The 13,929-nt window shown below is 41.5% G+C and carries 16 protein-coding genes; all 16 read left to right on the top strand.

Features of this window, described 5'->3' with window-relative positions; translation table 11 throughout:
* The first annotated feature begins 44 nt into the window (after positions 1-44).
* A complete protein-coding gene (gene rpiB, locus PQ477_RS06265) occupies positions 45-491 on the top strand; it encodes a ribose 5-phosphate isomerase B (RefSeq protein WP_274273193.1) in 447 nt (148 codons plus the stop codon).
* Entirely contained in the window at positions 491-1,033 is a 543-nt protein-coding gene (locus tag PQ477_RS06260) for a TIGR01440 family protein (RefSeq protein WP_274273192.1), read from the top strand. Before rpiB ends, PQ477_RS06260 begins: the two co-directional genes overlap by 1 nt.
* A 107-nt stretch (positions 1,034-1,140) precedes the next feature.
* Positions 1,141-2,394, top strand: a complete 1,254-nt coding sequence (gene glyA, locus PQ477_RS06255; protein ID WP_060704449.1) for a serine hydroxymethyltransferase — start codon at positions 1,141-1,143, stop codon at positions 2,392-2,394.
* Positions 2,395-2,571: 177 nt separating this feature from the next.
* Complete coding sequence (gene upp, locus PQ477_RS06250; RefSeq protein WP_144560239.1) at positions 2,572-3,201, top strand: uracil phosphoribosyltransferase; 630 nt, start codon at positions 2,572-2,574, stop codon at positions 3,199-3,201.
* A gap of 112 nt (positions 3,202-3,313) precedes the next feature.
* Positions 3,314-5,587 (top strand): S8 family serine peptidase, encoded by a 2,274-nt coding sequence (locus PQ477_RS06245; protein ID WP_274273191.1) that lies wholly within the window; start codon positions 3,314-3,316, stop codon positions 5,585-5,587.
* A gap of 443 nt (positions 5,588-6,030) precedes the next feature.
* Positions 6,031-6,267, top strand: a complete 237-nt coding sequence (locus tag PQ477_RS06240; RefSeq protein ID WP_051667682.1) for an AtpZ/AtpI family protein — start codon at positions 6,031-6,033, stop codon at positions 6,265-6,267.
* A complete protein-coding gene (locus PQ477_RS06235; RefSeq protein ID WP_051667681.1) occupies positions 6,257-6,673 on the top strand; it encodes an ATP synthase subunit I in 417 nt (138 codons plus the stop codon). The genes PQ477_RS06240 and PQ477_RS06235 overlap by 11 nt, the downstream gene beginning before the upstream one ends.
* Positions 6,670-7,416, top strand: a complete 747-nt coding sequence (gene atpB / locus PQ477_RS06230) for a F0F1 ATP synthase subunit A (protein WP_060704455.1) — start codon at positions 6,670-6,672, stop codon at positions 7,414-7,416. Before PQ477_RS06235 ends, atpB begins: the two co-directional genes overlap by 4 nt.
* A 71-nt stretch (positions 7,417-7,487) precedes the next feature.
* Positions 7,488-7,718: a F0F1 ATP synthase subunit C gene (gene atpE, locus PQ477_RS06225; protein ID WP_274273190.1), complete on the top strand. Its 231-nt coding sequence runs from the start codon at positions 7,488-7,490 to the stop codon at positions 7,716-7,718.
* A 105-nt stretch (positions 7,719-7,823) separates the two neighbouring features.
* The gene (gene atpF / locus PQ477_RS06220) at positions 7,824-8,318 is read left to right on the top strand and encodes a F0F1 ATP synthase subunit B (RefSeq protein ID WP_274273189.1); all 495 of its coding nucleotides are present in this window, start codon (positions 7,824-7,826) and stop codon (positions 8,316-8,318) included.
* Positions 8,315-8,860, top strand: a complete 546-nt coding sequence (locus tag PQ477_RS06215; RefSeq protein WP_274273188.1) for a F0F1 ATP synthase subunit delta — start codon at positions 8,315-8,317, stop codon at positions 8,858-8,860. The genes atpF and PQ477_RS06215 overlap by 4 nt, the downstream gene beginning before the upstream one ends.
* A 27-nt stretch (positions 8,861-8,887) precedes the next feature.
* On the top strand, positions 8,888-10,402 hold the full coding sequence (gene atpA / locus PQ477_RS06210) for a F0F1 ATP synthase subunit alpha (protein WP_144560237.1): 1,515 nt from the start codon (positions 8,888-8,890) through the stop codon (positions 10,400-10,402).
* A 39-nt stretch (positions 10,403-10,441) separates the two neighbouring features.
* A complete protein-coding gene (gene atpG, locus PQ477_RS06205) occupies positions 10,442-11,305 on the top strand; it encodes an ATP synthase F1 subunit gamma (RefSeq protein ID WP_060704457.1) in 864 nt (287 codons plus the stop codon).
* Positions 11,306-11,332: 27 nt separating this feature from the next.
* The gene (atpD, locus tag PQ477_RS06200) at positions 11,333-12,748 is read left to right on the top strand and encodes a F0F1 ATP synthase subunit beta (RefSeq protein ID WP_060704458.1); all 1,416 of its coding nucleotides are present in this window, start codon (positions 11,333-11,335) and stop codon (positions 12,746-12,748) included.
* Positions 12,749-12,811: 63 nt separating this feature from the next.
* Entirely contained in the window at positions 12,812-13,213 is a 402-nt protein-coding gene (locus PQ477_RS06195; RefSeq protein ID WP_035394294.1) for a F0F1 ATP synthase subunit epsilon, read from the top strand.
* A 381-nt stretch (positions 13,214-13,594) separates the two neighbouring features.
* The gene (locus tag PQ477_RS06190) at positions 13,595-13,828 is read left to right on the top strand and encodes a DUF1146 family protein (RefSeq protein ID WP_051667680.1); all 234 of its coding nucleotides are present in this window, start codon (positions 13,595-13,597) and stop codon (positions 13,826-13,828) included.
* Positions 13,829-13,929: the final 101 nt, after the last annotated feature.

Genomic DNA, 13,929 nt, shown 5'->3' with positions numbered 1-13,929 from the left:
AAACAGGCGCTTTTTGTAGTGGTAAAAACGAAGGAGTGTACGAGATGAAAATAGCTATTGCTTCCGATCATGGTGGAACTCGTTTAAAAGACGAACTCATTGCCGTAATAAAAGACTTAGGGTTTGCTTATGAAGATTTTGGTTGTAATTGTGAAGGGTCCGTTGATTATCCTGATTATGCTCTTCCTGTTGCTGAAAAAGTAGCAGCAGGTGAATTTGATCGCGGAATTCTCGTATGCGGTACAGGAATTGGTATGTCGATAGCGGCAAACAAGGTGAAAGGCATCCGCTGTGCCCTTGTACACGATGTGTTCAGTGCAAAAGCAACAAGACAGCATAATGATACGAATATGATTTCAATGGGTGAACGCGTTATTGGTCCAGGACTGGCTGGAGAAATTGTGCGGACATGGCTAGGGGAAGCGTTTGAAGGCGGACGGCATGCGAATCGAATTGGCAAAATTTTAAGCTATGAAGACACACATCGCTAATGACTATTGAAGAGCGTTTATTCGACGGCTTACAGGCGTTTCAGAACCGTGTTCCTGCTTTGCAAAACAAGTTATTTGTTATTGGTGTATCCACAAGTGAAATAGCTGGCAAGCCAATTGGAAAAGAAGGTTCAATGGACATTGCAGAAGAGTTGTACCGCGGGTTTAGTAAATTCCAAAAAATTACAGGTGTTCACCTTGTTTTTCAATGTTGCGAGCACTTAAATCGTGCGTTAGTAATGGAGCGAAGTGTAGCAGAGCAAAAAGGCTTAACCGAAGTGAGTGCAGTACCTGTTCGTCATGCTGGTGGAGCAATGGCCACTTATGCCTATCGACAACTACAAGAACCTGTTTTAGTAGAATCGGTTCAAGCCGATGCAGGGATAGATATAGGCGATACGTTTATTGGAATGCACATTAAACCAGTTCTCGTACCAATTAGAATTGGCTTTACGACCATTGGTTCCGCTCATGTAACGGTAGCGACTTCGCGACCGAAATTAATTGGCGGAGAACGTGCACAGTATAAAATTGGTGAATGATTTATTTAAAAAGTTGCTTAATTTACGGAAAAAGCTGTTATTTTTACTTAGAATGAGCTAAAATCATAAATAAATTAAATTATTTACGAACAAAGGCGGGAGAAGAGATGACAAATTTAAAAACACAAGATCCAACGCTTTTTGAAGCAATTGAATTAGAACTTGGTCGCCAACGAGATAAAATTGAGTTAATTGCTTCAGAGAACTTTGTTAGTGAAGCTGTAATGGAAGCCCAGGGCTCTGTTTTAACAAATAAATATGCTGAGGGCTACCCTGGCCGACGTTATTACGGGGGTTGTGAATATGTGGATATTGCTGAAAATATCGCCCGTGATCGTGCAAAGAAATTATTTGATGCACATTATGTGAATGTTCAGCCCCATTCAGGTGCGCAAGCAAATATGGGTGTGTATTTCACCATTTTAGAGCATGGAGACACGGTCCTTGGCATGAATTTGTCTCACGGTGGACATCTCACTCATGGTAGCCCAGTAAACTTTAGTGGGGTGCAATACAATTTCGTTGAGTACGGCGTGCGTGAAGAGGATCAGCGCATTGATTATGATGTTGTTCGTCAAATTGCGATTGAGCACAAGCCGAAATTAATTGTTGCAGGAGCTAGTGCTTATCCACGTGCAATTGATTTCAAGAAATTCCGCGAGATTGCAGATGAAGTTGGCGCCTACCTGATGGTTGATATGGCACATATTGCTGGATTGGTAGCGGCTGGTCTTCACCAAAACCCTGTTCCTTATGCACATTTCGTAACAACAACGACACATAAAACATTACGTGGACCACGTGGCGGAATGATTCTTTGTAATGAAGAGACAGGTGAAGAATTTGGTAAAAAGCTTGACAAATCAATCTTCCCAGGTATCCAAGGTGGTCCACTGATGCATGTCATTGCAGCCAAAGCGGTTTCTTTTGGCGAAGCATTAGCTAATGATTTTAAAGCATACGGTAAGGCGATTATTGAGAATGCACAGCGTCTAGGGCAAACGTTGCAAGAAGAAGGTGTCAACATTGTATCAGGCGGAACAGATAATCATCTTGTGTTGCTTGATCTGCGTTCGTTACAGTTGACTGGTAAAGTTGCTGAAAAAGCCCTTGATTCAGTCGGTATTACGACAAATAAAAATACCATTCCATATGATCCAGAAAAGCCGTTTGTTACAAGTGGTATTCGAATTGGAACAGCTGCAGTAACGTCTCGTGGACTTGGTGTGGACGATATGGATGAAATTGCGAAGTTGATTGCTTTAACATTGAAAAATGTTGAAAATGAAGAAGTATTAAATCAAGTCCGTGAGCGTGTAGCAGCTTTAACAGCTAAATTCCCTATGTACCCGAATCTATAAGGCAGAAAGAGCAGTAGCGACATACATGTCGTTGCTGTTTTTTACATGATTTATTTCGTTAAGGGAACATTTAACACAGGTTTCTTTCTTTGAACACTTGTATGAAGAGGTGCTTTTCAGGTAAAATCGTTCAGAGTGTGTCGAGAAATGACGATTTTTAAAAAGGAAGTGACGAAAATGGGTAAGGTTCATGTACTTGATCATCCACTAATTCAGCATAAGTTATCGTATATACGAGATAAGACAACAGGTACAAAAGAGTTTCGCGAGCTCGTGGATGAAGTAGCGGCGTTAATGGCATTTGAAGTAACGAGAGATTTGCCGTTAGAGGATGCAGACATTGAAACACCTGTAGGGCCAGCACGTGTTAAAAAACTAGCTGGAAAAAAACTTGGTCTTATTCCAATTTTGCGTGCAGGCATAGGGATGTCAGATGGAATTTTAAATATGATTCCAGCAGCTCGAGTTGGCCACGTTGGACTTTATCGCGATCCAGAGACATTTAAACCAATTGAGTACTATGTTAAGCTTCCAAAAGATATTGAAGAGAGAGAACTTCTTGTAATTGATCCAATGCTTGCAACAGGTGGCTCTGTCGTCGAAGCCATTAACAGTTTAAAAAAGCGCGGCGCAAAAAATATGCGTTTGATCTGTTTAGTAGCGGCACCTGAAGGCGTTCAGTATGTACAAGAAGAACACCCAGATGTTGATATTTATCTGGCGGCTCTTGATGAAAAATTAAATGAAAAAGGTTATATTGTACCAGGGCTTGGCGATGCAGGCGACCGACTATTTGGTACGAAATAAAACAGAAAAACCGTGAAAAGAAGAGGGGCTAGTCCTCTCTTCTTTTTTGTATAAAAAATCAGCTCCATTCGCATACTAACCGATACGACAAGCAGTAGGGGAGACGTAACGTATGACGAAACGAGGTAGAGTGCATCGGTTAGTAGTAGGAATACTTAGTGTTCTAATGCTCTTGCAAGGTATGAGTATGGCAACGGGAGTAAACGGAGTAGCCTTGGCGGCTGAAAAGCAACAACAGACACTAGATAGTAGTAAAAGAGTTGTGATTGTGTCGGCGTCCGGAGATGTAAATCGAGCTGTTGGCGTTGTAGAAAACCGCATTTCCTCAGCAACAATTAGAAATATTTATGCGAATGTTTACGGTGGGTTCTCATTGGAGATTGCTGAAAAAGATATTGAGCGGTTAAGGCAGTTAAGTGTCATTGCCCGTGTAGATGATGTGGCTCATTACCAGCCAAGTCTTGAAGGAAGCATCCCTTTTATCGGTGCAGGGGACCGTTTAATGGATAAACAAGACGGGAAAGAGCGCCTCTTAACTGGTAAAGGTGTCAAAGTTGGTGTGATTGATACAGGTGTGGATTACAAGCACCCTGATTTAGAGGCGAACTATCGTGGTGGCTACGATATAGTCGATCAGGATGATGATCCGATGGAAACAAAAAAATCACAAGGAGAACCTACGTTACATGGCACACATGTGGCAGGGATTATTGCTGCTAATGGACGGATTAAAGGGGTTGCTCCGGAAGCTGAAATTTACGCATACCGGGCTCTTGGACCTGGTGGACAAGGGACAACAGAACATATATTAGAAGCGATTGAACGAGCGTTTAAAGACGATGTCGATGTGATTAATTTGTCATTAGGGAATACGGTTAACGGACCTGACTGGCCAACGAGTTTAGCTCTTGATCGAGTCGTAGAGAAAGGCATTGTTGCGGTAACATCAAATGGAAATAGCGGACCGAATATGTGGTCTGTTGGTTCACCTGGAACTTCAACAAAAGCCATTTCCGTGGGCGCTTCTTTGCCGCCTGTTGAAGTGCCAGCCATCAACGTAAGTGGGTTAAAGGATGAATTAACGTTAACCCCTATTCTAGGTGCGAAAAGTTGGCAACTAAAGGCAAGTTTAGAACTGGTGGACGTTGGTCACGGACTATTGACAGACTATAAAGGGAAGGATGTTAAAGACAAGCTTGTTCTCATTAAAAGAGGCCGCTCGAATTTCGCAGAAAAATTAGCGTTTGCCTCTAAAGCCGGAGCGAAAGGGGTCCTGATTTACAACAATTTAGAGGGTGCTTTTGCAGGAGCTGTAACAGAACCGATTCCTATTATAGGAGCAACTCTTTCTAAAACCGAGGGTGAAGCACTTCTATCACTATTGAAACAACATAAACATAAAGTGAAAGTGGACACACACTATAGCGTCAAACAAGACTTAATGGCACCTTTTAGCTCTAGAGGGCCGGTTACAGAAACGTGGGAAATAAAGCCTGACCTCGTTGCGCCAGGTGTAGCGATTCAAAGCACCGTACCGAAAGGCTATTTAGATTTAAACGGAACAAGCATGGCAAGTCCACACGTGGCAGGGGCTGCGGCCTTACTAATTGAACAACATCCAGATTGGAAACCAGAACAAGTGAAATCGGCACTACTGAACTCTACAAAGCGTTTACAAGATGAACAAGGAAAAGAGTATCTGCCATTTGAACAAGGGGCAGGTCGTTTGCAAGTAGATAAAGCAATCCAAACAAGCACCCTTATCTCACCAGCAACCCTCTCATTTGGAGAACTTGAAAAAGGAGAGCATGTGGTGGAAAAAGAGGTGACCATCTCTATCGAAAACATCAGCAAATCTCAAAAAGACTACACCATTGATCCGCCAATTGGTGAGGTAGACGGTATTTCGTGGGAATTTGAAGAACGTGTTACAGTTAATGGTCAGTCAAAAAAGGCATTTACACTCACAGCGACCATTGATCAACAAGCAATTCAAAAAGGGCTTCATACTGGCTACATTACCGTTCGTAATCATGAGGAGGAAATTGACCTTCCGTATATGCTTTTCATAGAGGAACCAAATTACCCTCGAGTGATGGCCTTTCAAATGGCTCACAGCGATAAAGCGAACGGATACTATTATGAATACTATTTACCAAGCGGAGCGGAAGAGTCGAGTGTGCATTTATTTGACCCAGATACGTTAGAATTTGTAGCGACAATTATTGAAAATAAAGATCAAAGTAGAGGTATGGTAAACGGCGAGATTACCAATTTACAGATTGCGCCTGGTCGTTATAAAGCGCTTATTTATGCTAAAAATGAAGGGAAAACAGATACTCTTGAAGCCATGATTGACATTGGAGAGGAGTGGATTGGTCCGTAATAAGAGGTACATGTAAAGACTCAAGGCAATGGCCTTGAGTCTTTAGTTTATTTTTGATAGTGAGCACATTGTTTAGCTAATAGTGGTGAACGTTTTATGTTGTGTCCATTCGTAAAGACGAAAAGAAGGACATAACTGGAAGAGAAAGTCAATGCATTTACTTAGTGGGAGTGGTTTGAATGTTAAGAATAAGTAAAGGTTTTGTAAAGGCATATAGAAATAATTGATACTCAAAGTACTGTACTTAAACGACTCTCATCCAGTCCGCGGTTTTTTTTGACAGTTATGTGAACAATCAATCCCCTTTTTTAAACTCTTTTGAGATTCTTTCAAAATTCGTTGACAGAGGAAAGTAGCTATTGTACGATTACTAAGGGTTACCATGATAAGGGTTACATATGCGATTGTAGTGGCTTTCACTCTAATTGAGAGGGGCTATTTCATTGTCGAAACAAAGTAAGAATCCAATGCGAGCGTTCATGCTAGTTTCAACCATTTTATCATGCGTGATTGGAGGTACGGTCGGAGGCTTATTTTTAGGGATATGGCTGGATAAGCTATTGAACGCAAGCCCAGTCTTCTTAATCATATGCCTATTAGTTGGAATGTTAACGAGTATATACAGCATTTCCAAAGTTGTTCAGCCATTTTTAGGAGACGATAACGAAGATGCCAAATAAGGAAGAGCGCACACACTTGATACGTGCACGAATGAATGGATATCTTGTGTATGCACTAGTCATACTTGGGATTTTGATTGTAGGCTATAGCGTGACACCTTACCACTCCGTTTTTTTAGGCTTAATTTTGGGGTTTTCGGCTAGTTTTTTGAATTTGTGGACAACTTATCGTAATGCACGCATTATTGGCGGGAACCACTCGCCATCTAAATGGCCCTCGATGCTATTAGCAAGTTTAGGATTCGTTTTCAGAATTATTCTTGCCCTCGCCGCAGTGTGGTTTTCCTTACAATTTCCAGATCACTTCCATCTTCTTGCTGTGATTGTTGGTCTTAGCTTGATGTATCTCGTTATGTTAGTAGATTTGATAATGAAAAGTATGAAGGCGAAAGAGGTGAAAGAATGAATAACAAAAATATTATATGGGAAGATCCTTGGATTGGTTTAACATTTAACCTGACAACTATTTTCACGTCAACAGTGGCATTTATTATTGTTTTTCTTGTGACGGTAATTGGCGCCCGTAAGCTTGCGATGAGACCAACAGGAATGCAGAACTTTATTGAATGGGTTCTTGATTTCTGTAGAGGGATTGTTAAAGCGAACATGGATTGGAAGGTTGGCGGACGGTTTATCGTGTTAGCTTACGCCTTACTATTTTATGTGTTTGTTGCAAATATGATGGGAATTCCATTTGAGCTTGCAACAAATGATTCAAATCACTACGTATTGTGGCGATCTCCAACATCAGATCCGTTACTGACGCTAACGATGGCTGGTCTTGTGATTGTGCTGACTCACATCTATGGTGTCATGATTGCTGGTCCTGGAGCGTACTTAAAGTCATTTGTAAGTCCAAAGTGGTTCTTGCTACCGTTCAAACTAATTGAAGAAGTAGCCAATTTCCTTACACTTGGAATGCGACTTTTCGGAAACGTCTATGCAAAAGAAATCCTTATGATTCTACTTGTTGGATTAGGGGTTATGGGATTTGATTATGGATTTGGACAAGGCGTTATTTTAGCAGCTGTTACGATGGTGCCAACAATGGCATGGCAAGCATTTGGTATCTTTATTGGGTCCATTCAAGCATACATTTTCGCGATGTTAGCAATGGTTTACATGGCTCATAAAGTTGAAGCACATTAATACCTGCCTTGGCTTATTCCCGAGGCGATTTATAAATAAAAACTACAACACAAAACAGGAGGAATTTTAGAATGATGGATCCAATTGGTTACACTCATCTTGCAGCTGGACTTGCAGCTGGATTAGCAGCAATTGGCGGCGCGATTGGCGTTGCGTTAATTGTTAAAGCAGTACTTGAGGGAGTTGCTCGTCAACCAGAACAACGCGGAACTCTTCAAACATTAATGTTTATCGGTGTTCCACTAGCGGAGGCTGTGCCGATCATCGCAATCGTTGTGTCATTAATCCTCATCTTTAGTTAACAAAAAGTCAATAATCGTTCAACATTGAGAGGCGATAGCGTTCTTTTCTAGAACCTCTCGCCTTTCCTTATGTAAGGCTGATTTTTGAGAATAAGGGGTGTAAAAATGAACTTAGGTGATTTTGGTTGGGGTACGGTCCTTTTCCAACTTATTGGATTTGGTCTACTCTTATGGCTACTGTCGAAGTTTGCATTAAGACCGCTTCTTGGTGTTATGCAAAAGCGTCAAGACATGATAAACGATCAAATTGATTCTGCTGAACGCAACCGTAAAGAGTCAGAGAAAATGATCGAGGAACAAAAAGAAGAATTAAAACAAGCACGTGTAGAAGCACGTGAATTGATTGAAAACGCCAAAAAAGTTGGCGAGCAGCAAGGTAAAGATATTGTCCGAGAAGCAAAAGCTGAAGCAGAACGAATTCAGCATCAAGCACTAGCTGAAATTCGTAATGAAAAAGAACAAGCTGTTACGGAATTACGTGAACAAGTCGCTTCTTTATCTGTCTTAATTGCGCAGAAAGTGATTGAAAAAGAACTGGATGCAAGTGAACAAGATAAGCTTGTTCAAGACTATCTTAAACAAGCGGGCGAAGAGCTATGAGCAACAAAGCGGTAGCCAATCGTTACGCTGTTGCTCTTTTTGAGTTAGGTGTATCCAAAGGTCAAGCGAATGAATACGAACAGGATTTAGCCTTAGTAAGGGACGTGTTTAATCAAACACCGGAATTGCTAAAGGTACTTGAAACACCAGGACTTTCTCAAGAGCGAAAGGCTCAGGTTATCAAGCAGTCGTTTCAAGGAAATGTACAAGAAACAACGTTAGCGTTATTACTGACGTTAGTCGAAAAGAATCGTTATACAACGATGCCAGAACTACTTTCAGAGTATAAGAGATTGAATAACGAACTGAAAGGAATCGCTGAAGCAACTGTCTATTCAGCAAAACCAATCAGTGATTCAGAAAAAGAACAAGTTGCAGTTGTTTTTGCACCTAAAGTAGGAAAACGCTCTTTAGAGGTCTCAAATGTCGTACAAGAACAACTCGTTGGTGGAATAAAAGTCCGTATTGGCGATCGCGTATACGATGGCAGTGTAAAAGGACAGCTTGATCGCCTTGAAAAAGGAATTCTTGCAGGGAAGTAACAATTTGTCAGTTAGGGGTGAAAACGAATGGCAAGCATTAAAGCAACTGAGATTAGCTCGCTTATTAAGCAGCAAATTGAACAATTTGAAACCAGTGTAGATGTACAAGACGTTGGTACCGTTATTCGCGTTGGGGACGGAATTGCCTTCGCTTACGGTTTAGATAATGTTATGGCAGGAGAGCTTTTAGAGTTTTCTACTGGCGTAATGGGTATGGCTCAGAACCTAGAGGAAGATAGTATTGGTATTATCATTTTAGGACCATATGACAACATTCGTGAAGGAGACGAAGTGAAACGGACAGGACGTATTATGGAAGTTCCAGTTGGAACTGAACTTCTTGGACGCGTTGTGAATTCACTTGGTCAACCAATTGATGGCTTAGGTCCGATTCACACAACAAAGACACGCCCAGTTGAAGGTGGAGCGCCAGGCGTTATGGCACGTAAATCGGTACATGAGCCTCTTCAAACAGGAATTAAATCAATTGATTCAATGATTCCAATCGGACGTGGACAGCGTGAACTTATTATCGGTGACCGTCAAACAGGAAAGACGTCGATTGCAATTGATACGATTCTTAATCAAAAAGATCAAGATATGATCTGTGTGTATGTGGCCATTGGACAAAAAGAATCAACGGTGTCAGGCGTAGTTGAAACACTTCGTCAACGTGGCGCACTTGATTACACGATTGTTGTATCTGCGGGTGCATCTGATCCAGCTCCAATGCTTTACTTAGCACCATATACAGGCGTTTCAATGGCAGAAGAATTTATGTACGATGGTAAGCACGTTCTTGTTATTTATGATGATTTATCAAAACAAGCAGCAGCATACCGTGAGATGTCCCTTCTTCTTCGTCGTCCTCCAGGTCGTGAAGCATTCCCAGGAGATGTATTCTACTTACACTCTCGTTTACTTGAGCGTGCTGCGAAATTAAATGACGATTTAGGTGGCGGATCCATTACAGCTCTTCCATTTATTGAAACACAAGCAGGGGATGTATCAGCGTACATTCCAACAAACGTTATTTCGATTACAGATGGCCAAGTATTCTTACAGTCTGACTTATTCCACTCTGGTGTACGTCCAGCCGTTAACCCTGGTATCTCAGTATCTCGTGTTGGTGGATCTGCACAAATCAAAGCAATGAAAAAAGTAGCTGGTACGCTTCGTTTAGACTTAGCAGCATATCGTGAGCTAGAAGCATTCTCTCAATTTGGTTCAGATCTAGATGCTGCAACACAAGCTCGTTTAAATCGTGGACAGCGAACAGTTGAGTTATTAAAGCAAGACTTGAACCAACCACTTCCGGTTGAGAAGCAAGTGGCAATCATCTATGCATTAACAAAAGGTTACTTAGACGATATCCCAGTAAGTGACTGCCTACGCTTTGAAGCAGAATTGTTTACGTACCTTGAAAGCAATAACAATGAATTGCTAGAGCACATTCGCACAACAGGAAATCTTCCAGAAGAAAGTGATTTCAAAGCAGCGATTGAAGCTTTCAAAAAAGGTTTCGTTCCATCGAATGAATAGTTTATTTTCTTAAGTTTTGCTTAGAAAGGCGGTGAACAAATGGCTTCTTTGCGCGATATAAAAAATCGTATTAACTCAACAAAGAAAACACGTCAAATTACAAAAGCGATGCAAATGGTGTCGGCTGCGAAATTAAATCGTGCGCAAGAAAAAGCACAAAGCTATGAAGTATACGCAAGTAAAATGCGTGAGGTTGTAAACAACATGGCTGCGGCCGGAAGTGACGTCAGTCATCCGATGCTTGAAGAACGTCCAGTGAAAAAGACAGGGTACATCTTTATTTCATCGGATACTGGTTTAGCTGGCGGTTACAACTCAAGTCTTTTAAGAGATATGATGAAAACCATTCAATCTAGACACTCATCAACAGACGAGTATGCAATTATTGTCTTGGGTAAAATCGGACGGGATCTGTTACGTACACGAAATCAACCGATTATCCAAGAAATGATTGAAATTCCTGATCAGCCTGGTTTTTCGGATATTAAGGGACTAGCCAAAACATCTGTTGAGATGTTTGCTGATGGCGTGTTTGACGAACTATATGTTTGGTATAACCACTTCGTATCTGCAATGACGCAAACCGTTACAGAACAAAAGCTTCTTCCTCTTGGATCTACAGGAGAGCAACAGTCATCCAGCGTCGGCCTTTACGAATATGAGCCATCTGAGAAAGAAATACTTGAAGCTGTTCTTCCTCGTTATGCAGAGAGCTTGATTTATGGGGCTTTGCTTGATGCAAAGGCAAGTGAGTTCGGTGCACGTATGACAGCAATGAGTGCTGCATCCGACAACGCTTCTTCACTTATTGATGATTTGACGCTTTCTTATAACCGAGCAAGACAAGCTGCAATTACGCAAGAAATCACTGAAATTGTTGGCGGTGCAGCCGCTTTAGAATAGAACGTATGTGAATTAGGAGGGAAAACGATGTCAACAGGCCGTATTATTCAAATTACAGGACCGGTCGTGGACGTTAAATTTCCAAGTGGTCAACTACCTCAAATCAATAGTGCACTTCGAGTAAACCAATCAGGTGATACACAGAATGCTGTTCATGTAACAGTAACGTTAGAGGTAGCTTTACACTTAGGAAATGATACAGTTCGCACGGTAGCCATGGGTTCAACTGATGGTTTAATGCGTGGAACAGAAGCAGTAGATACTGGAGCGCCAATCTCTGTACCAGTTGGTGAAGAGACACTTGGTCGAGTATTTAATGTACTTGGTGAAGAGATTGACTTAAAAGAACCAGTACCAGCAGGAACACGCCGTGACCCTATTCACCGCGATGCGCCAAGCTTTGAAGAATTAACAACAACGACAGAAATCCTTGAAACAGGAATTAAAGTTGTTGATTTACTTGCTCCTTATACAAAAGGAGGTAAAGTTGGTCTATTCGGTGGTGCCGGAGTAGGGAAAACGGTACTGATTCAAGAATTAATTAACAACGTTGCCCAAGAGCACGGTGGTATTTCTGTATTTGCCGGTGTTGGAGAGCGTACTCGTGAAGGAAATGACCTTTATCATGAGATGACGGATGCAGGCGTTATTAAGAAAACCGCGATGGTATTCGGTCAAATGAACGAACCACCAGGTGCACGTATGCGTGTAGCCCTGTCTGGTTTAACAATGGCAGAATATTTCCGTGATGAACAAGGTGCAGACGTACTTTTGTTTGTTGACAACATCTTCCGTTTTACACAAGCAGGTTCTGAGGTATCGGCGCTACTTGGTCGTATGCCATCAGCGGTAGGTTATCAGCCAACACTTGCTACGGAAATGGGACAATTACAAGAGCGTATCACTTCAACGAAAAAAGGTTCTGTTACATCCATTCAAGCAATTTACGTACCGGCGGATGACTATACGGATCCGGCTCCGGCAACAGCATTTGCTCACTTAGATGCAACAACAAACCTTGAGCGTAAATTAACGGAGCAGGGGATTTACCCTGCAGTTGATCCATTAGCGTCCACATCACGCGCCCTTTCCCCAGAAGTTGTTGGAGAAGAGCACTACAGTGTAGCACGTGGGGTTCAACAAACATTACAAAAATATCGTGAGTTACAAGATATTATTGCCATCCTCGGTATGGAAGAATTATCAGAGGAAGACAAGTTAATCGTTGCGCGTGCGCGCCGCATTCAGTTCTTCTTATCACAAAACTTCCACGTAGCAGAGCAGTTTACTGGTCAACCTGGTTCGTATGTACCAGTTAAAGAAACCATTTCAGGATTTAAAGACATCCTTGCAGGTAAATACGATGATCTTCCAGAAGATGCATTCCGTTTAGTTGGACGCATTGAAGAAGTTGTAGAAAAAGCGAAAGAAATGGCCCAGTAATAAAAAAGAAAGGGAGCGGTTAAGCCGTTTCCTTTTCTAAGCTAGCCGACGAGGAGGGGTTCTATGAATACCGTGCAAGTAAGTGTCGTAACTCCAGACGGTGCAGTATACTCAAGTGATGCTGAGCTGGTTGTTGTGAAGACAACAGAAGGGGAGCTTGGAATTAAAGCAAAGCACATTCCCCTCGTTTCTCCGCTTACGGTTGGAAGGGCTCGTTTTTTGAAAGACGGCAAAGAAGACCAAGTATCAGTCAGCGGTGGATTTATTGAAGTTCGTCCAGACCAAGTGACCATACTAGCCGAGACTGCAGAAACACCAGAGCAAATTGATACGGAACGCGCTGAAAAAGCGAAGAACCGTGCAGAAAAACGCTTAAATGATGACAGTGCCCATATTGATAAAGCACGTGCAGAAGCGGCTTTAATGAGAGCTGTTACTCGTCTTAGTGTTGCTAAAGCAAACTAAACCAAAAATCACCAGACTGTTGTTTATCAACAGATGGTGATTTTTTTTAGGTGCACGTGTAGGCACCATATTGTACAAATAACGACAGTAAGCATATACTCCAGAAGAAGGATATTTACAGTGTTGTTTGAGAGAATGCCTTTAACAAAAAAATCATGTTAGAAAAATGGCAAATAAGGGTAAAGTGCATATGAATGCGCTTTAGATAAAGATCATTCTAAACTGTAACCAAATCTTCATTTTTTGTTATGAAAGTGGAATGAATTCCTTAACGAAAGCGGTAGCTTTTTATGCGTAAATCCGTTATCATTGAAAATGGATTGCGAACTTTTAGCTTGACTTTTTGTTTGCCGGGATTGAATAGGAAATGGGGTCATAAGGTTGACAAGCGATTTAGGTTTGGAAGCGTTTATACATATTCTATTAAATCTTCTCGGTTTAGTCATAGCATGGTGGGCGTTACAATCGTTCCGCTTTGATTTGTTCGTGAAAAATCCAAAAAGTACCCAAGCCACTGTTTTAAAAGTGTTAGTGGCAATTACATTGGGACATTTACTTGCTCGTTTTTTTATTGAGTATGCCCAAGCTGTTCGGTACCTACCTTATCTTTTCTAGTAAAAAAATGTCATAAGAACCTTTGTTTTTTATGTATGCTTTTTCTGCTTCAGGTAAAAATGGTAGTAAGAAAACCTTTTGGTCCTGGAGGGGAATGTTGA

This window comes from Shouchella hunanensis (genome assembly GCF_028735875.1).
In the GTDB taxonomy this organism is placed as follows: domain Bacteria; phylum Bacillota; class Bacilli; order Bacillales; family Bacillaceae_D; genus Shouchella; species Shouchella hunanensis.
This window is presented reverse-complemented; position numbering and strand designations above follow the sequence as displayed.

Excerpts from the sequence above, each read along its gene's own strand:
- PQ477_RS06245 (WP_274273191.1), top strand. The coding sequence starts at position 3,314 with ATGACGAAACGAGGTAGAGTGCATCGGTTAGTAGTAGGAATACTTAGT.
- rpiB (WP_274273193.1), top strand. The coding sequence starts at position 45 with ATGAAAATAGCTATTGCTTCCGATCATGGTGGAACTCGTTTAAAAGAC.
- atpE (WP_274273190.1), top strand. The coding sequence starts at position 7,488 with ATGATGGATCCAATTGGTTACACTCATCTTGCAGCTGGACTTGCAGCT.
- PQ477_RS06235 (WP_051667681.1), top strand. The coding sequence starts at position 6,257 with ATGCCAAATAAGGAAGAGCGCACACACTTGATACGTGCACGAATGAAT.
- PQ477_RS06195 (WP_035394294.1), top strand. The coding sequence starts at position 12,812 with ATGAATACCGTGCAAGTAAGTGTCGTAACTCCAGACGGTGCAGTATAC.
- atpD (WP_060704458.1), top strand. The coding sequence starts at position 11,333 with ATGTCAACAGGCCGTATTATTCAAATTACAGGACCGGTCGTGGACGTT.
- atpB (WP_060704455.1), top strand. The coding sequence starts at position 6,670 with ATGAATAACAAAAATATTATATGGGAAGATCCTTGGATTGGTTTAACA.
- glyA (WP_060704449.1), top strand. The coding sequence starts at position 1,141 with ATGACAAATTTAAAAACACAAGATCCAACGCTTTTTGAAGCAATTGAA.
- PQ477_RS06260 (WP_274273192.1), top strand. The coding sequence starts at position 491 with ATGACTATTGAAGAGCGTTTATTCGACGGCTTACAGGCGTTTCAGAAC.
- PQ477_RS06215 (WP_274273188.1), top strand. The coding sequence starts at position 8,315 with ATGAGCAACAAAGCGGTAGCCAATCGTTACGCTGTTGCTCTTTTTGAG.
- atpF (WP_274273189.1), top strand. The coding sequence starts at position 7,824 with ATGAACTTAGGTGATTTTGGTTGGGGTACGGTCCTTTTCCAACTTATT.
- upp (WP_144560239.1), top strand. The coding sequence starts at position 2,572 with ATGGGTAAGGTTCATGTACTTGATCATCCACTAATTCAGCATAAGTTA.
- atpA (WP_144560237.1), top strand. The coding sequence starts at position 8,888 with ATGGCAAGCATTAAAGCAACTGAGATTAGCTCGCTTATTAAGCAGCAA.
- atpG (WP_060704457.1), top strand. The coding sequence starts at position 10,442 with ATGGCTTCTTTGCGCGATATAAAAAATCGTATTAACTCAACAAAGAAA.